This window comes from Pantoea sp. X-Soil-TKNS-1211, assembly GCF_059730495.1.
Genome location: NZ_AP035954.1, coordinates 175,825 through 195,924, shown reverse-complemented (window position 1 = coordinate 195,924; position 20,100 = coordinate 175,825). Strand labels below are relative to the sequence as shown.

Sequence of the window (20,100 nt, the reverse complement as noted above, 5' to 3'; positions counted from 1 at the left end):
ATGGCATATCTCATGAAGACTATTCAAAGAATAAGTTGGGACAACCATAAAAAAGCTGGCCCAACGATGACGACATTTCTTCGTCAAATTCGCAAAGTCATATCACGACCTGCGCTCTTGAGTGCCAAAACAGCAGGTTCTCGCCAAACAGGAAACAAACGGGGAAACCCTTCGATAATTAGTGGAGGAGTAATGTTGCTGTAACCGAGCTGTTCAAAGAGATGTTGAGTCGTTAATGCCGTACATTCTGCGTAACAAGCCATCGTCTCACGATCAAGCATGGCATTAAGTGTTGCAAGTAACCCTGTAGCGACACCTTTACGACGGTATGATCCTCTGACAGCAATAACAAATACATAAAAATGAGGGTATTTATGAGGATGATAGTGGTTAAGTCCATTCATCAATGCAATAACTTGTTCATAGTCGGAACCACATTCCTGTCGCAGCAGACAATCGATCCTCTTATTTTCTTCATCCCCTATAGCCATCAGTTCAGGGCGAAAATAGACCAGTACGCCTACATCGTTTTCAGCAAGAAGAATACCACCGAATTTTATTGCCAGATTAATATAAATTCTAAAAAAAAACCTCAACTTTGCTAAACGTTGTTCTCTATTTACATGGGTAAAAGCGAATCTAAGCACAGGATCGTTATAAAACTCATCCGCTAAAAGATTACAGACATGTTTTAAATCCGAATTTTTAGCATGCCTACATTTCATCTTTCTCTCCTTAATTTTGTTATCATTATTTTTAACAATCAGAAAACACATCTGATTTCTTCAAGGCATCAATCAGGCAATCAATTGCAGAATATGTAACATGAGGCATTACTACGACATGAGCTAACTCACCTCTGCCACTTAGTTGAAATCTGTTGAATATTTCATTACACGGTCTGGAAAACAAAACAACCAGCGACTGTGGTCCCCGAGTGACACGAAAGTCTGGATGAATTCTCTTGATGTCTTGCATCCGCTCATAGGCATACGCCGCAAGCTGTTCACATCTCACGGCGATAGCTGCTTGTTTTTCCGGGGTAATCGAGGATATTGCATACCACAGTAGTAGCGCTGACAGCCCGTTTCGACTACCACATAAAGTTGTGTCAGGAGAGTCGATATATTCTGGCAGAGTGGCAGGGTGCATACGGTATTTTTCTTTGCTCATATAAATACCTGAAACGAATGGAGCACCAAACCATTTATGCGTACTCATCACAATGGAACTCACCCAAGGAAGGCGAAAGTCAAAAACCCCACCCTTTATCTGACTCAAGTTCTTCTCATACGCTAATTCTAAGTAAGGCAAATACGCAGCACCGAGTGCACCGTCAATATGTATCCAGAGATCCGGACGACTAAGACCATCGGTTTGAGTACAGAATCCATTCCGTTTTAGGCTGGGTGATATTCGTTCCCAGACTAACTTCACATCATCGAAGGCCCCTTGAAATGTTGACCCCACATTGAGCACAATAATAGGAGGATGGCCGTGACTTGCAAAGAAACCCACAAGTATTTCAAGTTGGTTTGGATCAACCCCGCCATGCTCATCCACAGGCACACCATGTGGCCAGTGACCATCTTCTGTTATAGGGCACTCCCCCGGATAATACGCATTACCCGCCTGCTGAAAAGTATCTATACCTAAAATATTCGCACTTTTTTCTAATGAGTAATGCGATTCCTGAGAAAAATAAAGAACAGGGCTGCACGACGTTTCAATATTTAATTCACCAGAAACAAACTTCTCTTGAAAGTACTCACGAGCACTCCACATAGCATATAAATTACCTTCAGTGGAACCCATGGCCAACATATACCCCCAAAACGATTCAAGCGTTAATGGACTACGAGGTTCGGCATGCCAAAGATTGGCAAAATACTCCAGAACTTCCCGTTCCAGCTCCCGTGAATGTAGTAATGTTGAGCTGGCAGCATAAGGGTCCCCAGCATTATTAATATGAAGATTTAAAAAAGGAGCAATTGCTGAGTAATCCAGTTGTTGATTAACAGGATACCCCAATGAAAAAGCCTGTCGACTCAATGCATTCTTATAGATTTCCTGGAGTCGCTCCTGGGCTCTTTTGGATAAATCAGCATCCGTGGATTCAAAAGAATGATAGTCATTTCGAGGTATGTCGTGACGAATTTTTTTTGCTATGGATGTGACTATCTTTTCATTTTTATCGTCTATAATTTTTTCCATAAGCATTCTCCATGAAGGTGTGGACGTTTAGCATCAATAACCACAAGCAACAACGCTTTATAGGATATTCTCATGGAATTCAAATCTTGAAATTCCATATAACAGAATATTTTCGGCGTGCATAACGCAATAATTTACATCAGTGAATGAGCTAAGATCATCAATAATATAAATTCAATAACGAAATTATATTCCATTTATTAGACTGAAAGCTCCCCCTACCCCGCCTCTACCAGTAAACGTCCCAATTCCCCCGCTAGCTCAGCATTCACCTGCCCAGCCCGCTGTACCAGCCCTACCTCACGATAAAAGGTCTCCGCCCCCATCTCCACCACCCTCACCGTCTTCGGCCAGCGTGGTGTCGCCTGGGTTTGTGGCACCAGCGCTACCCCCAACCCATTTGCCACCAGCTTGACAATCGCTTCCAACTCATCCACTTCACACAATTCCTGCACGCTGATGCCGCGTTCGCGCAGATAACGGTCCACCTGACGTCCTCCAAAAGAGGTGCGGTCATAACGGATAAACGGCTGCGTCGCCAGCAGTTGTGTCGGTTCATCTCCGGTCAAGTGCCGTGGCACAATCAATCGATAGGGCTCACGACGCAAGGTTGTCCAGTGTAAATCGGCCTGCAACGCAAACGGCGGGCGGATCACCGCCGCCAGATCCAGCTCCCCTGCATCCACCAGATTGACAAGTTCCAGCGACAATCCCGGCACAATGCGCGTCTGACAACCGGGAAACTGCTTATGAAAGCGCGTGAGCGCCGAGGGCAACAGCGAACGCTGGATAGAGGCAATCGCGCCCAGGGTGACGCGAGTTGCCGGGCGAGGTAATTCGGCCTTATCGCCGAGATGGCGGTACAGCGTCAGCAGTTCATCCACCTGCGGCAGTAGCTGTTGCCCGCGCAGGTTAAGTCTGGCGCTACGCCCGCTTCGGTCAAACAGATCAAAACCCAATTCAGCTTCCAGCCTGAGCATCTGGGCACTCACCGCCGCCTGGGTGAGACCAATTTTGTCACCCGCAGCAGCAAAGTTACCCTCCTGCACCACCACCATGAAGGTTTTCAGTTCACGAATCATCGCTGATACTCAAAAATTATTTGTATTAATCCCAACTATATATTGTTTTTATTCAAACAAAACCATTCGTATGATTTTCACCAGACGCCGCAGCCAGCGGCGCATCGCCCCTTCCTTTTGCTGCTGGAGACATTATGAGCCTTTCCCCGTTTCACCTTGCTATCCCGGTTTACGATCTTGATGCGGCACGCACCTTCTATGGCACCATTTTTGGTCTGGCGGAAGGTCGTTCCAGCGCCCAATGGGTCGATTTTGATTTTTACGGGCATCAGTTGGTGATCCACGAACACCCCAAAACCGCATCGCAGGAGAATGTGCATTCCAACCCGGTCGACGGCCATGATGTGCCCGTGCCGCACTTCGGCATCATTCTGCATTGGGATGAGTGGGAAGCGTTGGCGGATCGCCTGCGTGGGTTCAACACCAAATTCGTTATCGAACCCTATATTCGCTTTAAAGGCCAGGTTGGCGAACAGGCCACCATGTTCCTGTTCGATCCCTGCGGCAACGCGCTGGAATTCAAAGCGTTTAAAGATATGAGCCAGCTGTTTGCCAAATAAGATTTTGTAGCGGCACGATTTATCGCGTGGATTTTAAAAGCCCCAAAAGAGCGCGATAAATCGCACCGCTACGTCTCAGTCCCTGCCGGGCAGTTCTCACGAATAAATAAACTAAACGGCGTGATGTTGATGCCTGCCGCGCGTCCCATTTGCCCGTTATCGGGGCACCGGATGTTTCCCGGATTTCCGCTTCGGCCTGGAAAATCAGCAAATCATCGAAGCGATGGTGCGCTCCTCTGCCAGCGGCACACGCGTTGACGTTGCCAGTTTGCGGGTTTAACGGAAAAAGCGCGCCAGTGCCGCAGCCAGCGCCAGCGGTTGTTCATCCGGGATGAAATGGCCGCTATGGGCGATGGTGATCCCGGTGACGTCATCGGCAAACTGACGCAACGGCGTCGCCATATCGGGGATGGACCCCTGATCGGCGCTGATTGCCAGCAACGGCAGCGTCAGTTTGCCCTGCTCACGCAGCGCTCGGTTCTGTGCCGCCGACTGTGTCACCACCCGGTACGGCGCCAGCCCGGCGCGCAACGCGCCATTCTGGCGTAACAGACGCACATATTCCGCCATATCAGCGTCGCTGAACACCATTGGACTGGCGGTTTTCCGCCGTAAAAACCATTCCAGGTAGATCTCCTCACGCCCGCTGATCAAAGCCTCCGGCAGATCCGGCAATAAATGGAAGGCAAAATGCCAGGTTTTCCAGGCTTTATCTGGCGTGGCAGGAAGCGCCTCAGGCAAGGTGATCCCCGGAATGCCCGCATCCAGCAGCGCCAGTTTGATCACCTGCCGGCTATAGCGCATGGCATACGGCCAGGCAACCCAGGCTCCCACATCATGTGCAGCGAGGTAATAACGCGGGTGCTCAAGTCGCTGCATCAGACCATGAACCTTCTCCGCCAGCGCCTCAGTATCGTAACCGGCTTGCGGTTTGTCGGAATCACCCTGGCCAGGCAAATCTGGCGCGATGATAAAATAGCGATCGGCCAACTGCGCCATTACCTGATGCCAGGCGTACCAACTTTGCGGAAAACCGGCCAGCAGCAACAATATCTCACCCTGCGGATTGCCACCGCTGACGTAGTGCAGCCGAACCCCCTCCACTGTGGCATAGTGATGAGCAAAGCCAGGCAAATGTACCACCGGTTGTGACCAGGGTTGGGCGTTCACAGTATCAGACATTCAAACCTCCAGTTATTTAGGAAATAATCATTTCCTTATTAGGTAAAAAATTTTAATCGAGCAACATCAGTGCGGTTGCAATCAGTCGATCACGCGCCGGTAAGTCCTGCATTTTGCCTGCCACACGCATTCCCAACACCATGCAGAGCAACACGCCACCCAGCGCCTCAGCGTCATGCTGCGGGTTAACCGAACCGTCCTGTTGTCCCTGTTCCAGCAATTGCAGGATCGCTTGTTGGTTACGTAGGAGTGCCGCGCGCACCAGTTCAGCCAATTCAGCATCCAGCACCTGGAGTTCGATTGCGCTCCCCACCACCAGGCAACCCCGCCGTCCTTCAATATCGCTGGCGGATTCGAGGTAAAAATGCAGCAGTTCAGCGATGCGCGCGCGACCATCCGGCTGCTGCGCCAGCCGCTGGCGCAGCGCCTGATTGCGTAGCGAGGTATAACGCGCAAACACCTGCAAAAACAGGCCACGTTTGTCGCTGAAGGCTTTGTAGATACTACCCGCGGTCAGTTGCATCGCTTCACTGAGATCGCTGATCGATGCGCTGTGGTAGCCCTTTTCACGGAATACCAGCATGGCGCGGTCCAGCGCGGCATCGGTGTCAAACTGGCGCGGGCGACCGCGTGGCTGTACAGACATGTCTCACCCATTTAGGAAATGATTGATTCCTAAATGGTGCCACAGTTTTGTTTTGAGGGGAAGCGTCGTTCCTTCAAACGATTGCAGCAATATGTATTAAATCACTCCGTTCAGTAGTATTTCAAATCACGTTATCTCACGGTTTCACGCTGCCCATGAAAAAACACCACTGCATTTTTTAGAGCTAAAGGAGATACTAAATATTTAGCAAACTAATTATCAGCTTCAAACTTATTCTTTAATTAGTTATTTCCACGACACACTAAAAGATATAATCAGCATGCACAAAAAATCTTTCCATAAAAACAGACAAATAGTTCCAATTAGAATCTGAATTTATATTTATTTTCCGTGATTTGAATCACACTAAAAATCGCCACGCGCAATAGATTTTAAATTTCATATAACGTAAGGTAAACAACGAAAAAACATGGAGGATCACATGGAAGATATATCGTCTTTGAATGCATCTATTTTTAGTGCAACGTCAGAAGTAGAACTCAAGAAAACTCATCTCGACATTTACAATCTAATCGATTCGGAGAATGAATATGAAGACAATTCGATCGTGTCGTTCTTACCGCTTCACAGACTCAATTCAATTTCTGAACGCAAGCAATGTCTTGAAATCATTTCTGAAGTGATAGAAACAGGGTTATTTACCAGCGGGAATTTTATCGATCATATAGAAAATAACCTGCGCGAGTTTTACGATGCACAGACCTGTGTCGCCACAAGCAGTGGCACTGATGCATTAAAAATTGCGCTGAAGGCCGTCGGAGTAGGTGTCGGTGATGAAGTTATTTTGCCGGTTAATTCATTTGCTGCAACTGAAAATGCGGTAATGGCAATAGGCGCGACTCCAGTCTTTGCGAATATCGATGCGTCCTATAACATGACTCCGGGTGAAGTTGAACGTCTCAGAAACGCACGCACCAAGGCTGTCATCCCCGTTTGCCTTTATGGTTCTACCCGGAATATCAGTGCAGTTTTCCGAAAGGCCCGACAGGCTGAAATTCCAGTGGTAGTGGATGCAGCACAATGTTTCGGTATCAAAGCAGTTATGAATTTTTGCGATATATTAGCTCTAAGTTTCAATCCCTTCAAAAACATTGGCACGTTCGGAAAGTCCGGCGGTTTGCTTACCCGCTCTCCTGAACTGGCGCGAATTTCGAGACAATACTCCTATCATGGTTTTGCTGAAGGTAAAAAAAACATAAAGGTACAAAGTTGGGGATTAAATAGTCGCATGGATAACATTCAGGCAGCAACACTCAGTGTGAAGCTCAAACATTTTGGCGTCAATTCGGCGAAGAGATGCCTGTTAGCCGCCCGTTATCATATGCTTCTTAAAGATCTTTCCAATGAGTTTCATCTCCCAATCGAACAGACAGAAAATACCTGGCATCTTTACCCTCTTTCTTTGAAAAACATAAGTCGTAATGACCTCATCTCTTATGCAAAAAAAAGAAAGGTGGAATTAGATATTTACTACCCAGTACTTTCGCACCGGGGCGATCATAAATTTGCAACATTCTATCCAGCCAAAATACAATTCCGCCCTTCTGAAGAGATCCACTCCTCCTTGGTTCATATACCTCTACATAATCATATGTCCTTTGAAGAACAGAATAAAGTAGTGGAGGTCCTTCATGATTTTTTCCGGTAAAAAACTGCCCCCAGAATTCATTAAGCCACAAGTAATAAAGTCTATCGTGTGCTGTGATCTGGATGAAACCTACATCCCATTCTTAGACGAGAACAAAAAACTTGGTGGTATTTCAGAGCTTGAGGCATTTATGGACTCTTCGGGTAGAGACCAAGGCATTTTGCTTGGATGGATAACAGGTACAAATCTGCCCTCTGCTGTCCGTAAGGCCAATGGGTATATATCGCGCAGTCCCCATTTTATTTGTTGCAGCCTTGGAACCGAGTTTTATTGGATAAAAAATGGGGAAATCCTGCCATCTGCAACTTGGGAAAACCGTATCCGTCAGTCCGGCTATAGTTCCGATAGCGTTGACCACCTCGTTCATGTCATAAAGAGTAAGGGGATTCCACTGGTCAAACAGCCGGATGATTATCAAGGGAGATTTAAAATCAGCTTTTACTATCCAATCCGGCAGCAGATGCAGCAGGATTTTGATTGGATAGAGAGTATGGCTGCTGAAAATTGCATCCGTGTGATTTTTACAAAATGCAACCCGGCTGCCGGTGACCCAGAGGAATGTTATGACGTCGAATTTATCCCGCTTTGCTGTGGCAAAGACCAGGCGGTCATTTTCCTGAGGGAAGAAACCTTGCTTTCGAAAGAAGCAGTCATAGCTTTTGGCGACAGTGCAAACGATTTTGCCATGTTTGCCGAGTCTGGAAAGGGATATCTGGTCGCTAACGCCGACAGGTTCGCAGTTGAAAAATATGGCAGTTGTCTTGACAAGGCATACTGTCACGGCATTCTCAGTGTCTTGCAGGGAGAGCATATATGATTATAGGGATTGTAGGTTGTGGCGGGATCGCTCGAGCGCATGTTCGCGCCCTCTCGTTAAATAAACATGTACGTGGACTGGCATTTTACGATGTGAATGATGAACGCATGCATCAACTCCGCGCATCATCAGCACTTCCTGTGACACTCTGTCAGGAGCTACGGCAACTTGCGGAAATGAGTGATGGTTTCATTATTTGTACACCGAATCATCTTCATCTTCCTCTGGCAGAAGAAGTGATGAGTTACAGGAAAATTCCTTTTGTCTGTGAGAAACCGCTTTCAACAGATGTTGAGTCGGCGGAGAGGATGATTTCTATCTCTCCATCATCGAGTGTAGTGTCATTTAATTACCGCTATAACAGGATAATTGAAATGATTATTCGATTGAGAAAGGAACGTTTGCTCGGAAAACTTATGTTTTTCTCTGCTGCGTTTAACAAGAACTCGGCACTGACCCGCAATCATATAACCTGGCGCGATTCTGCCAGCCAAGGTAAAAGCAGTGGCGCTTTGGGGGACCTCTCCTGCCACTTGCTCGATATTTTCTGCCTGCTTGACGAATCGAAAATTGATATCAGCGGGCTCAGAACAGTAAGGGGGACGCGGATTAGAACGAAACAAGATGGTCCTGTCGACGTAGATGATAATGGTTATGTTTTCGGTCGCTCAGAGCGTGGGGCATTTTATCAGATTCATGCCAGCAAAGCAGATGAGCCAGAAGCACTCGGGTTGCATATCCATGTTGTGTTTGAGAAAGGAGAAATACGTTATTCAACCCAAAATGAAAATACTCTTTTTTTGACTTTGTTCGATCGCGTAGGAAACGAAAACATAGCAATCGAAAATGAAAAACTACTGTCAGACCCGCCGGGTGAACTACCTTTCTGGTCTGATTCATTTATATTTTTTCATCAGGACTGGTGTGAGCATCTTAAAACGGGCAAGAAAAAGCACTTACTTGCTGATTTGCCACAAGGATTACATATTCAGGAAGTCATTGAGGAATTTTAGTTGACTATGGACATCACACTTTTAATTGGCCTGTTCGCAGCGTTTTTTACGACCTTTGCATTTGCACCTCAAAGCATTAAAACACTCAAAACACGTAATACTGAAGGCATCTCAGTGACCATGTATATTATGTTTCTGATTGGTGTTTTTTCATGGGTTATATACGGTTTCCATAAATCAGACATTGCAGTTCTTGCTGCGAATATCATCACATTTTTCCTGGCAGCACCAATACTGGTAATGACCCTCCTTTCGCGCCGGAGAAAACGCATATGAAAATTGCTATGATTCGCGCGGGTCCCACAGGGCTGACTGCGCCCATAACGCAATCACAGGTGTATCTCTGATAACCGATGGGTCTTTATGGCCCATATTGACTCAAAGTTCGCGAATCAACCTCGCCGGATTCCCGGCATAGATACCTTTAACTTCCACAGGTTTTATCACCACACTTCCCGCACCGATAACTGCACCACTGCAAACGAAGGGGGTCAGGATGGTTGCCCCACTGCCCACGGTAACAGAATTCCCCAAAGTGATTGCAATCCAGCTTTCTCCAGAGGGATCAGGGCTACCAGAGCGGAAAAGGTCATTAGCAAAAGTGACGTTATGGCCAATAAAACAATGCGTTCCAATAGTCACATTTTCACAAATAAAGGTATGTGACTGTACACGAGTACCACAACCAATCACGCACCCTTTTTGTATTTCAACAAACGGTCCGAAGAAGACATCATCCTGAAGTTCGCACTCATAAAGATTGGCAGGTTTAACAATAGTGACATTCTTTCCTGATATGACTTCTCGTATACCACTTTCAATCAAGCGCATAGTTTGATACCCGGAGTTTGAGGCTGGTAACGTTCCCAGCATGATATTAATAAATAAACCCTGTTGAAAATTAACGTGAATTATATGTTGCTATCACCTTGCCACCCGACCTGTTTATATTTACAGTACTCACCTTGCCCACCATTGATCTAAGAAAACTTTATGCGAACAACGGACACGTTACGCCTGCTGCTGCTGGCAGCTATCTGGGGAGCCAGCTTTTTGTTTATGCGCATTGCCGTTCCGGCGCTGGGTGCCGTTAACACCGCGTTTCTGCGCGTGGTTTGCGGCAGCATCGGCCTGCTGGTGATTATGGCGGTGCTGAGAATGCCGCTGCGTTTTGACGGCAAACTGCGCTGGGCGATGCTGCTCGGGGTGATCAACTCCGGGTTGCCGTTCCTGATGTATTGCCTTGCCGCACGGGTGTTGCCCGCAGGCTATTCCGCCATCCTCAATGCCACGGCACCGCTGATGGGCGTGATCATGGGTGCGGCCTTCTTTGCCGAAAAACTGACGCTGAAGAAAGTGCTGGGTATGGTGGTGGGTTTCGCCGGTATCCTGTTGATCAGCACCACCGGTGAAGCGCACCTTACCCATGCGTTGCTCCTGGGTATTCTCGCCTGTATGGTGGCGACCACCTGCTACGGCATGGCCGGATTTCTCGCTAAGCGCTGGATCGGCGCACGCGGCGGGCTGGATGCCACCAAAGTGGCGTTTGGCAGCCAGTTGGGAGCCTCCTGCTTTCTGCTGCCGTTCTTCGCCGTGACCGCCCCGCAGACGTCCGCCAGCCAGTGGCAGATCCCGGAAGTCTGGGCCTGCATTCTGGCGGTGGGTTTTATCTGTACCGCACTGGCTTATATTCTGTATTTCCGACTGCTGGCGGATATCGGCCCACTGCGCACCCTGACCGTCACCTTCCTGATCCCACCCTTCGGCATTTTCTGGGGTTGGCTGGTACTGGGTGAGGAGTTAAATCAAGGCTTTGCCGCTGGGGCGTTGCTCATCGTCTGTGCGGTATGGCTGGTGGTGAGTGCAGACCGGCCAGCTACGCTGACCGCCAGCGCAAAATAACCCGGCTATTTTTTACTGGCCGGTTTCATGCTGCGATTCAGATCCTGAATTCGCTTCATGGTCTTGACGGTGCGCGTCGCATTGGCCGACGCCACCGACAAAATCAGCATTTCCAGACACACCAGCACCGTGCCATGCAGTGGCATGCGTCCATCCTCGCCGCCACGCGGTACATTGATCACCACATCCGCTTCTTTGGCGAAAAAAGAATCCGGTGCATTGGTCAACAAAATAATCGGGATCCCGAGTCGTTTGGCTTCCTTGATAGTGGTACTCCCTTCACGGTGCGCCGACTTTTGCGCCATCATAATCAACACGTCGCCGCGCTGTAAGGCAATAAGTTGTTCTGCCAATGCGATACCGGAGCGATTTAACGCGACCGCCGGAATACCAATACGCACCAATAAGCGACGGCTGTAATCTGCCAGCACACCTGACGCATTAAGTCCAAATAAGCCTACCTGGCGTGCTTCAATTAATAATGCGACAGCTGCGGCAATCGCCTGGCGATTATGCGGTTCGGCTAATGCATCACAGGCGCGTTTATGTCCGCCTAAGACAAAATCGATGCCGGAATTAATATCGCAGGAAAGCTCACTGACGGTAGTCACCATTTTTTCTTCGGAATTCATTGCCGGACCAAACCACGCTTCCAGCGTTTTTTTTAAATCGCGTAATCCGGCAAAACCTAATGCCTGGACTGCGCGAACAACCGTTGCATCCGAGCTGTTGGTTGCCGTCGCAATCTCCATGGCGGTGGCTTCCACCACCGCCTCACGATTTTCATGGATATAACGCACCACGGTTTGTAGCTGCGGTGAGAGCGCAGCAGCCCGCGCGCGATAGCGTTCACCCAGAACATCGACCCGGTTTTTTATTTTATTTACTGAAGCCATTTTATGTCCGATCTGTTTGTTTTAAATAAGATTGTTGCTGACTGTCGCGTATCTGACCACCGCACTCTGTAGTGACAAAAACGTCTTTCTTCGACTTAAACTACATCTAAATCAGGTGAAAAACCATTGCTTAACTCCCTTGCAACCTAATTTATTCAACAAGTTACATCGATAATAACAGGGTGAAAGTCAGGGGTATTGTTGCTGTAGTAGCTCGGCTGTTTTTTACGTTTACTACTACATTTTTTCATGTTTGAATGATTCTCAATTACATCAAGGCGTGCCAACATCGCTGATAAAAAAATGAAATAATTATTCTCAGACCCTTTGCAATGTTTATCAGAGCACGACACCTGACCTGCCTATTGACCAGGTCGGCAATTTCTTCATGGACGAAAATAACCAGAAAATTAATACCAGGCTTGCACTTAATGACTAACAATCGGTCTCTTAAATTTAAAACAAAATCGCATCCGGCAATTATTGCAGCCATTTATGGGGTGACCATTTTTACACCTGCAATTAGCGTTGCCGCCGAGGAAAATAATACCCTCACCGTTACGGCACAGGAAAATAACGACCAGGGCTATAATGCCACCAGTAGTTCGGTTGCCAGCAAAACGCCAACGCCTCGTGTCAATGAAGCCCAATCGGTCAGTGTGGTAACACAACAGCAGCTGGAAGATTATCAGGTCAGTAATCTGTCCGAAGCGATGCGTTTTGTCAGCGGCGTCACCGAAGGCAACACCCTTGCCGGAACTGAAGATGGTTTTGTGCGCCGAGGCTTCGGTAGCAACTCCGATGGTTCGATCTATCGTGACGGCGTGCGCAGTAGTCAGGGGCTGAACTTCGATGCCACCACCGAGCGCGTCGAAGTGTTGAAAGGTTCTGCATCACTGCTGTATGGCATTCAGAACCCTGGCGGTGTGATCAATGTGGTGAGTAAAAAGCCGCAATATGCATGGCATACCAAAGTCAGCGGACGCCTTGCCAGTGAAGGAGGCGGCGCGGGGACGGTGGATGTCACCGGGCCGCTTGGCAACGGTTTTGCCTTCCGCCTGATCGCCGAAAAGCAAAACCAGGACTACTGGCGCAACTTCGGTAGCGAAAAGCACACCTTAATTGCCCCGTCACTGCAATGGTATGGTGAGAAAGCCAGCTTCCTGATCAGCTACGAAGATTATCAGTACGATATCCCTTACGATCGTGGCACTGCGTTTATTAACGGTAAACCGGTGGATATTGGCTACAAAAATCGTCTGGACGACAAAGCTAACCACGCCTGGGGACACAACAAAACCCTCAACGCCCATTATGACTGGCAGTTTAATGACGACTGGAGCACGCGCCTGACCTTCGGCATGAATCAACGCCAGTATGACAACAACGAAGTCAGGGTGACGGCGATCAACGCCACCACTGGCGCCGTGACCCGTCGTGCCGATGCCAACCGAGGTTTCAACCATAAGACCAAATATGTTTCCTGGGATCTAATGGGTACGCCGGAAATCTTCGGCATGACGCATAACCTCGTGGTCGGCACCGATTATGAGATGAACCAGACTTACCGCGCCCATCAATATCAGGGGAAATCCAACAGTGATTTCAACCTGAATGATCCACAGTACGATCTGATGTCGCCGGTTACCGATAGCAGCACGGAAAAAACCGCCAACGCTAATCTGCTGAACCGGATTCACAGCCGTTCGGTGTACGTTAAGGACAGCATTTCCCTGACCTCCAACTGGATCGCCGTGGTCGGTGGTCGTTACCAGCATTATGAGCAACGTGCCTCGCAGGGCTGGGATCCGGTGGTTGAGACGATGAACGATAAAGGCAACAAATTCCTGCCGCAGACTGGTTTGATCTACAAATTGACGCCGGATGTTTCGTTATATGGCAGCGTGAGCAAATCCTTCACCCCCTCTACCGACGTGGATGATGATGGTAACGTCGGCAAACCGGAACAGGGCACCACCTGGGAAGTGGGTAGCAAATGGCAGATTTCGCCACGTCTGTTCGCCAGCGTCGCGCTGTACCGAATTGATGAACGTGATATGTCGTTGAGCATCAACGGTGAAACCCGTGCTATCGACAAGGCCCGTTCCAGCGGTGCCGAGTTTGAGCTGAATGGTGAGATTCTGCCAGGCTGGGATCTGAGTGCCAACTACAGCTATGACCAGGCAGAAATCGTTAGCGATGGTGTGAATTCCGCCAATAATGGCAACCGTCTGCAAAATGCGCCGCGCCATTCCGGTGCGCTGTACCTGAGCCATAACCTGACGTTTAATGCTATTCCGGGCGATTTCCGCGTCGGTGGCGGTGCACGTTACGTCGGTTCACGTGCCGGTGACCCGGACAACAGCTTCACCTTGCCGGATTACGTGGTGGCCGACAGCTTTATTGCCTGGAACAACCCCCTGTTGGGTAACAAAACCCAGCTGAAACTGAACCTGAATAACCTGTTCAATAAACATTACTACACCTCCAGCGGCGGCAACCTGCGCGTACGTGAAGGTGAAAACCGTAACTTTATGTTAGAGGCAAGCGTTGAATTCTAAGGCGTTAATCACCAGGCCATTACAAGGAGTAATGGCCCTGTTTCTGCTGATGCTGAGTGGCACTGCGCTGGCAAAAACTATCACCGATATTGATGGTAATCAGGTCACCATCCCTGACCACCCGCAACGTATTGTACTGGGCGAGAGCCGTATGCTGTATACGCTGGCGATGCTGGAACCGGGCGACCCGTTCCAGCATATTGTCGGTTGGCCGCAGGATCTCAAGAAGTATGACAGCCAGACATGGGACATCTTTGCACGTCAGTTTCCGCAGATGCTAAAGATCCCCAGGCTGGGTTCCGGTGGCATCAATGATATGAACCCGGAGCAGGTGCTGGCGCTAAAACCGGATGTGGTGATCCTGCCGAGCCTGGCACGTTATGACGATGGCGATTTACGGCTGGCGGCGATGCTGAAAGCCGCGCACATCCCGGTGGTCAAAATCGACTTGCGCGTACATTTGCTGAAAAACACCACGCGCAGCGTCGAGATTTTTGGTGAGGTGCTGAACCAGCAGGCGCGGGCCAAATCCTTCAATGATTTCTACCATGCGCATTTGCAGGTGATTCAGCAACGTCTGGCAAGCTATCAGGGGACAAAACCGACGGTTCTGCTGCAACTGCATCTCGGCAGGCGCAACGAATGCTGCGTCACCGCCGTGAAAGGCAGCCTGGGTGAACTGCTGCACGCCGCGGGGGGTGACAATATCGCCAGCAAAACCGTGCAGGGCGTGTTTGGCCGTTTGAGTGAAGAGACGGTGATCGCTACGCAGCCGGAATATTATATCGCCACTGGTGCGGGTGATAACGACGCGCAAAGCGCGCTGAAATTAGGCCCGGCGGTTGCGCCCGAGGCGGTGCAAAGCAGCTTCCGCGCCATGACGGCGAAACAGAACGGTTTGCGCGAACTGAAAGCCTTACATAACGGTCATACGGCGGTAATCTGGATGAATTTCTACCTGAGTCCGTGGCATATTGCCGCCACCGAGTTTATGGCGAAGACGCTCTACCCGGAGTTGTTTAAGGATGTCGACCCCGAGCAAACGTTGAAGCAAATCTTCCACGACTATCTGCCGATCCCGTACAGCGGCACCTATTTCCTCCAGCCACATTCCTAAAAAGCACGCCTCTCGTAGCGGTGCGATTTATCGCGCGCCTTTGACCTTATTGGCACGACAAACAACGCGCGATAAATCGCGCCGCTACGGAAAACACGCCACCATAGTCTATGCTTGTTTCTCACAGGTTTATCCCTGACCACCCCGGAATTTATAGCTCGCATTACCGTATTAGAAACTGCGCGACGTCGTTGACAGCTCACTTCTGGAACCAGCGAGGCGATAAAATGGAGTCCAATACCTTTAAAAAAAGTTGGGGCGCTGAGTATGCGCCTGACGGCAGCGTGCGTTTTCGTCTCTGGGCCTCTGGCCAGCGTAGTGTCACATTGCGTCTGGCAGGCGATGAGCATGTGATGCAAACCTGCGGCGATGGCTGGTTTGTATGGCAGGCAAGCCATGTCGCACCTGGCACGCCGTATCAATATCTGTTGGCCGACGGCACACCGGTGCCCGACCCCGCTTCACGTGCACAACAATCCGATGTAAATGGCCCCTCACTGGTGATTGATCCCAACGCCTGGCGCTGGCAGCAGCGTGACTGGACAGGACGCCGCTGGGAAGAGAGCGTGATCTACGAGCTGCATATCGGCACCTTCACGCCGCAGGGCACCTTTCAGGCAGCCATTGCAAAGTTACCGCAGCTGGCTGAGGTGGGCATCACCATGATTGAACTGCTGCCGGTTGCACAATTTGGCGGCAAGCGTGGCTGGGGTTATGACGGTGTGCTGCTCTACGCCCCTCACTCGGCCTACGGCACACCCGATGATCTGCGGGCGCTGGTTGATGCGGCGCACGGGCTGGGTATCTCGGTGGTGCTGGATATCGTGCTGAACCACTTTGGCCCGGAAGGTAATTATCTGCCGCTGCTGTCGCCCGATTTTTTCGACCAGGAGCGGATGACGCCCTGGGGAGCAGCGATTGCCTATGATGTCGCGGCGGCGCGGCAATATATCGTGGAAGCACCGCTGTACTGGCTGACAGAATTCAGGTTTGATGGCCTGCGCTTTGACGCCATTGATCAGATCAAAGATCCGTCCGGACAACATGTGTTGCCTGAAATCGCTGAACGTATTCGTGAGACGATCACCGACCGGCAGATTCATCTCACCACGGAAGACAGCCGCAACGTTATTTTTCTGCATCCGCGCACCCCGGACGGCAGCGCGCCGCTGTTTACCGGCGAGTGGAATGATGATTTCCACAACGCGATTCATGTCCTCGCCACCGGTGAAACTCACGCGTATTACGCAGACTTTGCTGATCAGCCGGAGAAACTGCTCGCCCGCATCCTGACACAAGGCTTTGCTTATCAGGGAGAAGTCTCGCCCCACAGTGGCAAGCCGCGCGGGGTGGATAGCTCCGCTCAGCCGCCTGTAACCTTTGTCGATTTTATTCAGAACCATGACCAGGTCGGCAACCGCGCGCAGGGCGACAGACTGCTTACCCTTGCCGGTAAGGATCGTACTCAGGCGCTGTTCGCCACCCTGCTGCTCTCACCGCATATCCCGTTATTGTTTATGGGGGAGGAGTATGGCGAAACGCACCCTTTCCTGTTCTTCACCGATTTTCACGGCGAGCTGGCGAAAGCCGTACGTGAGGGACGTGCCAGGGAGTTTACCGGTCATGCCGGACATGAGGCTGATAGCGTGCCCGATCCCAATGCCCTGAAGACCTTCGAGATGTCGAAACTGGATTGGGCCAAAGCCAGCCACAGCGAGGGCCAGGAATGGCTGGCTCTGACCCGGCAATTGCTGACGTTGCGTCGACAACATATCGTACCGTTGCTGCGTGACACGCCAGCAGGGCATATCATCGCCACCGCACCAGGTTTGGTGGCTGTCAGCTGGCATTTCCCACGCAGCACCTTATCGCTGGCACTGAATGTCGGCGAGCACGCGCAGTCGCTGCCAATGCTGCCCGGCACCACGCTGTTTGCCTCTTCAGCGGAGACAGCAACGTTGCCGCCCAATACGGTGATGGTGCGTCTGGCGCAGGAGGAACAACCATGACCCTGCCAACCTCGACTTATCGCCTTCAGTTTCGTGACGGCATGACTTTTGCGCGTGCCGCCAGCCTGGTGCCTTATCTGAAAAAATTAGGCGTGAGCCATTTGTATGCCTCGCCGATCTTCACCGCCACTACCGATTCCACTCACGGCTATGATGTCACCCACGCCACGCAGATCGATCCCGCGCTGGGCGGCCGCGCGGGTTTTAATCGCCTGGTACAGACGCTGAAAAATGCCGGGCTGGCTCTGATCCTCGATATCGTCCCTAATCATATGGCAGCCTCGCTGGAAAACCTGTGGTGGCGCGATGTGATCGCGCATGGCGAACACAGCCGTTACGCGCATTTTTTTGATATCGACTGGTCGCGCCCGTTGACTCTACCGTTCCTTGGCGCACCTTTTTCTGAGGTGCTGGAAAAAGGTGAAATCAGCGTCAAAGCCGATCCGCACAGCGGTTTACCTGCTATCGCGTATTACGACAATTTTTACCCTTTGGCGCTGGACAGCTGGCAGGGACTGAATCTACAGGACAAGGCAGACATTGCTACGTTGCATGAACGTCAGCCTTATCGGTTGATGAGCTGGACCGATGCGCCGCGTGAGCTATCTTATCGTCGTTTCTTCGAAATCACCGGGCTGGTGGGGGTTCGGGTCGAAGATCCAGAGGTGTTTGACGCCACCCATCAGTTGATTCTGGAACTGGTGCACAGTGGTGCCGTTGATGGGTTGCGCATCGATCATATTGATGGTCTGGCCGACCCCAAAGGATATCTGACCCGGTTGCGCCAGCAGACCGGGCCAGCGTGTTATATCACGGTGGAAAAAATTCTCGCGGGTGATGAAGCGCTGGCGGCAGACTGGCCGGTATCCGGCACCACCGGTTATGAATTTATCGCTGCGCTGGCCGATGCGCTGGTCGCCAGCAACGGTATCCAGGCGTTACGCCACGCCTGGGATGAAGCAACCGGCGCGTCGCTGGATATGGCAGCGGAATTGCGTGCGGCGAAAGCCTTGATGGTTGATCGGAATTTTGAGGGCGAATTTACCCGGCTGCTGGCACTGGCGCAGCAACGACTCAGCCATGACTCACTGGAGAACGACCTGCGTGAGTTGCTGCTTGCCTTCCCGGTGTATCGTACCTATGCCACCGCCGAGGGCTTACCGGCGAGCGATGAACAACTGCTGCAAAAGATTGTCGCGCAAATCGGCGCGGACAACGCCCTCACCCGGCTATTTCGCGGCGCGGCCCCGGATGACACAACCGCGCTATTTCGCACCCGTTTTCAGCAACTCAGCGGCCCGTTAATGGCGAAATCGGTGGAGGACACCTTGTTCTTCCGTCAGAGCGTGGCGCTGGCGTTGAATGAGGTCGGGGCTGAGCCGCTGGCATCCGAGTTCTCTCCGGCCCGTTTCCACGCGGCTATGCAGGAACGACGCCAACAGCAACCCGCCGGACTCTCCAGCACCTCCACCCATGACACCAAGCGCGGTGAGGACGCTCGCGCCCGATTGTATGTCCTCAGTGAAGCGCCGGAACGCTGGGCTACCGCTGTGGCGCGCTGGCGGCAGATGCATCGGCCATATATCCAACAACTGCGCGATGGACTGGCCCCGGAACCCGGTGTGGAGTGGCTGCTGTATCAGGCACTGGCGGGGGCGTGGCCGGTCACGTTGCAGCCCGATGACCGGGTGGGATTACAGGCGTTGGAGACACGCTTTATCGCCTTCGTCGAAAAAGCGCTGCGTGAAGCGAAACTGCGTACCGACTGGGCGGAGGACAATCAACGCTATGAACAGACGGTGCTGACCTACGCCCGTCAACTGCTGTCCCCTGACAACCCGGATTTTTTGCAGGATTTCACCGCCACGCTCCAACCCTTTATTCATGCCGGACTGGCAAATAGTCTGAGCCAGACGCTGATCAAGCTGGTGGCTCCTGGCGTGCCGGATATCTATCAGGGTAGCGAAGCGCTGAATTTCAGTCTGGTCGATCCCGACAACCGTGAACCACCCGATTTTACCCAGCTGCAACAGATGCTGGCCGAACCGGCGCCGTACAGCTGGCTGAATGGGCAGATGAAACAGCAGGCAATCGCCACGATGCTGCATCTGCGTCAGCAGCACGCTCAGCTGTTTCACGTCGGTGATTATCTGCCGCTGGCAACCACACACGATGAGGTGATCGCCTTTGCGCGCACCGACGGCGAAACGGCGTTGATTCTGGTGGTGCCGCGCCTGCCGTTCACGGCATTTCAGGGGCTGTTGCCGCATCCGCAGACGCGTGAGCCGATTGAATTGCCCGCAGCACTTGCCGATCGTCGTTATCGCAACTTGCTGGATGGTAGCGAGCTTGCCGTGAGTGACACATTGATAAGCAATGAGCCTTACCTGGTATTATTCAGCGACTCAGCAATAACCGCGCGATAAATCGCG

At 50.9% G+C, this 20,100-nt stretch carries 17 protein-coding genes; 10 read left to right on the top strand and 7 right to left on the bottom strand.

The features are described 5' to 3' along the window. Positions 1 to 83 precede the first annotated feature (83 nt). From AC6I8W_RS21380 to AC6I8W_RS21370, 3 genes are all read right to left on the bottom strand, one after another. Positions 84 to 725 carry a GNAT family N-acetyltransferase gene (locus AC6I8W_RS21380; RefSeq protein WP_497838666.1) on the bottom strand — a complete coding sequence of 214 codons (642 nt, stop codon included), beginning with the start codon at positions 723 to 725 and terminating at the stop codon, positions 84 to 86. Between the two features lie 31 nt (positions 726 to 756). Continuing rightward, positions 757 to 2,214 (bottom strand): pyridoxal-dependent decarboxylase, encoded by a 1,458-nt coding sequence (locus tag AC6I8W_RS21375; protein ID WP_497838665.1) that lies wholly within the window; start codon positions 2,212 to 2,214, stop codon positions 757 to 759. A gap of 218 nt (positions 2,215 to 2,432) precedes the next feature. Continuing rightward, on the bottom strand, positions 2,433 to 3,296 hold the full coding sequence (locus AC6I8W_RS21370; protein WP_497838664.1) for a LysR family transcriptional regulator: 864 nt from the start codon (positions 3,294 to 3,296) through the stop codon (positions 2,433 to 2,435). 134 nt (positions 3,297 to 3,430) lie between these two features. Here AC6I8W_RS21370 and AC6I8W_RS21365 point away from each other — a divergent pair, with 134 nt between their 5' ends. Further along, entirely contained in the window at positions 3,431 to 3,856 is a 426-nt protein-coding gene (locus AC6I8W_RS21365) for a VOC family protein (RefSeq protein WP_480372247.1), read from the top strand. A 276-nt stretch (positions 3,857 to 4,132) separates the two neighbouring features. Here the strand turns inward: AC6I8W_RS21365 and AC6I8W_RS21360 are convergent, their stop codons facing one another. After that, positions 4,133 to 5,038, bottom strand: a complete 906-nt coding sequence (locus tag AC6I8W_RS21360; protein WP_497838663.1) for an alpha/beta fold hydrolase — start codon at positions 5,036 to 5,038, stop codon at positions 4,133 to 4,135. A 52-nt stretch (positions 5,039 to 5,090) separates the two neighbouring features. Further along, positions 5,091 to 5,684 carry a TetR/AcrR family transcriptional regulator gene (locus AC6I8W_RS21355; RefSeq protein WP_497838662.1) on the bottom strand — a complete coding sequence of 198 codons (594 nt, stop codon included), beginning with the start codon at positions 5,682 to 5,684 and terminating at the stop codon, positions 5,091 to 5,093. A gap of 442 nt (positions 5,685 to 6,126) precedes the next feature. Here AC6I8W_RS21355 and AC6I8W_RS21350 point away from each other — a divergent pair, with 442 nt between their 5' ends. Genes AC6I8W_RS21350 through AC6I8W_RS21335 form a run of 4 tightly spaced genes read left to right on the top strand, consistent with a single transcriptional unit; the run spans position 6,127 to position 9,459 of the window. Then, positions 6,127 to 7,353, top strand: a complete 1,227-nt coding sequence (locus tag AC6I8W_RS21350) for a DegT/DnrJ/EryC1/StrS family aminotransferase (protein ID WP_497838661.1) — start codon at positions 6,127 to 6,129, stop codon at positions 7,351 to 7,353. After that, positions 7,337 to 8,170, top strand: coding sequence for an HAD-IIB family hydrolase (locus AC6I8W_RS21345; RefSeq protein WP_497838660.1), 834 nt, complete (start codon positions 7,337 to 7,339; stop codon positions 8,168 to 8,170). The genes AC6I8W_RS21350 and AC6I8W_RS21345 overlap by 17 nt, the downstream gene beginning before the upstream one ends. Next, a complete protein-coding gene (locus AC6I8W_RS21340) occupies positions 8,167 to 9,183 on the top strand; it encodes a Gfo/Idh/MocA family protein (RefSeq protein WP_497838659.1) in 1,017 nt (338 codons plus the stop codon). Before AC6I8W_RS21345 ends, AC6I8W_RS21340 begins: the two co-directional genes overlap by 4 nt. A 6-nt stretch (positions 9,184 to 9,189) precedes the next feature. Next, complete coding sequence (locus AC6I8W_RS21335) at positions 9,190 to 9,459, top strand: SemiSWEET family sugar transporter (protein WP_497838658.1); 270 nt, start codon at positions 9,190 to 9,192, stop codon at positions 9,457 to 9,459. Between the two features lie 102 nt (positions 9,460 to 9,561). On the opposite strand, the gene AC6I8W_RS21330 is transcribed toward AC6I8W_RS21335, so the two are convergent. Then, entirely contained in the window at positions 9,562 to 10,014 is a 453-nt protein-coding gene (locus AC6I8W_RS21330; RefSeq protein ID WP_497838657.1) for an acyltransferase, read from the bottom strand. Positions 10,015 to 10,176: 162 nt separating this feature from the next. Between AC6I8W_RS21330 and AC6I8W_RS21325 the strand changes: the two genes are divergently transcribed. Further along, the gene (locus AC6I8W_RS21325) at positions 10,177 to 11,085 is read left to right on the top strand and encodes a DMT family transporter (protein ID WP_497838656.1); all 909 of its coding nucleotides are present in this window, start codon (positions 10,177 to 10,179) and stop codon (positions 11,083 to 11,085) included. 5 nt (positions 11,086 to 11,090) lie between these two features. Here AC6I8W_RS21325 and AC6I8W_RS21320 read toward each other — a convergent pair whose 3' ends face one another. Beyond that, positions 11,091 to 11,981 (bottom strand): MurR/RpiR family transcriptional regulator, encoded by an 891-nt coding sequence (locus AC6I8W_RS21320; protein ID WP_497838655.1) that lies wholly within the window; start codon positions 11,979 to 11,981, stop codon positions 11,091 to 11,093. Between the two features lie 431 nt (positions 11,982 to 12,412). Between AC6I8W_RS21320 and AC6I8W_RS21315 the strand changes: the two genes are divergently transcribed. From AC6I8W_RS21315 to treY, 4 genes are all read left to right on the top strand, one after another. Next, the gene (locus AC6I8W_RS21315; RefSeq protein ID WP_497838654.1) at positions 12,413 to 14,542 is read left to right on the top strand and encodes a TonB-dependent siderophore receptor; all 2,130 of its coding nucleotides are present in this window, start codon (positions 12,413 to 12,415) and stop codon (positions 14,540 to 14,542) included. Between the two features lie 31 nt (positions 14,543 to 14,573). Continuing rightward, a complete protein-coding gene (locus tag AC6I8W_RS21310; protein ID WP_497838653.1) occupies positions 14,574 to 15,659 on the top strand; it encodes an ABC transporter substrate-binding protein in 1,086 nt (361 codons plus the stop codon). 227 nt (positions 15,660 to 15,886) lie between these two features. Further along, entirely contained in the window at positions 15,887 to 17,668 is a 1,782-nt protein-coding gene (gene treZ / locus AC6I8W_RS21305) for a malto-oligosyltrehalose trehalohydrolase (RefSeq protein WP_497838652.1), read from the top strand. Then, positions 17,665 to 20,094 (top strand): malto-oligosyltrehalose synthase, encoded by a 2,430-nt coding sequence (gene treY / locus AC6I8W_RS21300; RefSeq protein ID WP_497838651.1) that lies wholly within the window; start codon positions 17,665 to 17,667, stop codon positions 20,092 to 20,094. Before treZ ends, treY begins: the two co-directional genes overlap by 4 nt. The last annotated feature ends 6 nt before the right edge of the window (positions 20,095 to 20,100 follow it).

Bases quoted from the DNA above. Each gene is read 5' to 3' on its own strand.
- AC6I8W_RS21320 (WP_497838655.1), bottom strand. From the start codon at position 11,981: ATGGCTTCAGTAAATAAAATAAAAAACCGGGTCGATGTTCTGGGTGAA.
- AC6I8W_RS21375 (WP_497838665.1), bottom strand. From the start codon at position 2,214: ATGGAAAAAATTATAGACGATAAAAATGAAAAGATAGTCACATCCATA.
- treY (WP_497838651.1), top strand. From the start codon at position 17,665: ATGACCCTGCCAACCTCGACTTATCGCCTTCAGTTTCGTGACGGCATG.
- AC6I8W_RS21310 (WP_497838653.1), top strand. From the start codon at position 14,574: ATGGCCCTGTTTCTGCTGATGCTGAGTGGCACTGCGCTGGCAAAAACT.
- AC6I8W_RS21325 (WP_497838656.1), top strand. From the start codon at position 10,177: ATGCGAACAACGGACACGTTACGCCTGCTGCTGCTGGCAGCTATCTGG.
- AC6I8W_RS21380 (WP_497838666.1), bottom strand. From the start codon at position 725: ATGAAATGTAGGCATGCTAAAAATTCGGATTTAAAACATGTCTGTAAT.
- AC6I8W_RS21370 (WP_497838664.1), bottom strand. From the start codon at position 3,296: ATGATTCGTGAACTGAAAACCTTCATGGTGGTGGTGCAGGAGGGTAAC.
- AC6I8W_RS21355 (WP_497838662.1), bottom strand. From the start codon at position 5,684: ATGTCTGTACAGCCACGCGGTCGCCCGCGCCAGTTTGACACCGATGCC.
- treZ (WP_497838652.1), top strand. From the start codon at position 15,887: ATGGAGTCCAATACCTTTAAAAAAAGTTGGGGCGCTGAGTATGCGCCT.
- AC6I8W_RS21315 (WP_497838654.1), top strand. From the start codon at position 12,413: ATGACTAACAATCGGTCTCTTAAATTTAAAACAAAATCGCATCCGGCA.
- AC6I8W_RS21340 (WP_497838659.1), top strand. From the start codon at position 8,167: ATGATTATAGGGATTGTAGGTTGTGGCGGGATCGCTCGAGCGCATGTT.
- AC6I8W_RS21365 (WP_480372247.1), top strand. From the start codon at position 3,431: ATGAGCCTTTCCCCGTTTCACCTTGCTATCCCGGTTTACGATCTTGAT.
- AC6I8W_RS21360 (WP_497838663.1), bottom strand. From the start codon at position 5,038: ATGTCTGATACTGTGAACGCCCAACCCTGGTCACAACCGGTGGTACAT.
- AC6I8W_RS21350 (WP_497838661.1), top strand. From the start codon at position 6,127: ATGGAAGATATATCGTCTTTGAATGCATCTATTTTTAGTGCAACGTCA.
- AC6I8W_RS21330 (WP_497838657.1), bottom strand. From the start codon at position 10,014: ATGCGCTTGATTGAAAGTGGTATACGAGAAGTCATATCAGGAAAGAAT.
- AC6I8W_RS21335 (WP_497838658.1), top strand. From the start codon at position 9,190: ATGGACATCACACTTTTAATTGGCCTGTTCGCAGCGTTTTTTACGACC.
- AC6I8W_RS21345 (WP_497838660.1), top strand. From the start codon at position 7,337: ATGATTTTTTCCGGTAAAAAACTGCCCCCAGAATTCATTAAGCCACAA.